Below are 1,032 nucleotides of genomic sequence, written 5' to 3' on the forward strand. Positions count from 1 at the left end.
TAACTGGATGGTAAGAGAAGACTGGTATCGTTGGTGTGAAGAGTTAAATGAAGAAGAACTTCTGCGGAACCGAACGGGTGGAATGCGAAGTATATTGCATACACTTTTCCATATTGTTGATGTCGAATGGAGCTGGATACGTCTCTTACAAGATAAAACTGACTTTCAGGAGTGTTTCGATAGCTATAAAAGCTTGAACAAGGTTCGAAAATTGGATGCTGAATTTCATTTAGAAGTGGAAACCTTTGTGAACAACTGGGATGCTAGTATGGAAAATCAATTATTTTATGATACATTGCCAAATGGAAGAATTGTGACGGATACTTGGGGTGAAATCATGCGACATGCCATTGCTCACGAAATTCACCATATAGGACAATTATCAATTTGGGCAAGGGAAATAGGAAAAAAACCTGTTTCTGCAAACCTTATAGGCCGGGGTCTTTCCTCACATTCAAATAAATAATACAAATAGAAATTAATTAAGAAATCGCCTTTTCCATGTTAAGCTGCAGGTCAGTATTGTGGAGGAATATGAGTTTGTGAAGAATTGTACTTAAAGTAACAGGTGCTTTACTTCATTAAGAGAGTTGCTTTGGCAGCTCTTTTTCATATGGAACTATCGGGGCAGGTTWGTTGCATAAAGGCTCTGGAAAATATAGGTTAGTAAAGTTATACTCTTATACATAAACTGAATTCATCGGAGGAGAAATATGGAATTATTTGTTGGTATAGCTCTTATACTTATTGTATTTTTCTCTTCAAGTATTATTGAAAAAAGATTAAAGAATATAGAAAAACAAAACAATCGTGTAATAGAAATTTTAGAAGAAATTAGGGATAAGAAATAAACGTTCTTTAACTAACAGTTTTCTCTTATGGAACTAAAGGGGCAGTTTAGTTCAACAGTAACTTGGAAGGATTTTCTCTAAAAAATGTCGAATTTACAATAATATACATTTTTTTGTTTTTAGGGGGATCGTTATGTGGGAGAGAATGTTTATAAGTACATCTCGTGGAAAGTTTGAGATC

2 protein-coding genes are annotated in these 1,032 nt (G+C 34.3%); both read left to right on the forward strand.

Annotation, left to right across the window (positions count from 1 at the left end; genetic code table 11):
• Nucleotides 1-466: DinB family protein (locus tag AC1DUW_RS30275; protein WP_477644367.1), on the forward strand; the 466-nt coding region annotated here is incomplete at its 5' end.
• A 247-nt stretch (nucleotides 467-713) separates the two neighbouring features.
• Nucleotides 714-851, forward strand: a complete 138-nt coding sequence (locus AC1DUW_RS30280) for a hypothetical protein (protein WP_167555975.1) — start codon at nucleotides 714-716, stop codon at nucleotides 849-851.
• The last annotated feature ends 181 nt before the right edge of the window (nucleotides 852-1,032 follow it).

The sequence above is a fragment of the Peribacillus sp. P4_C12 genome, from assembly GCF_056402095.1.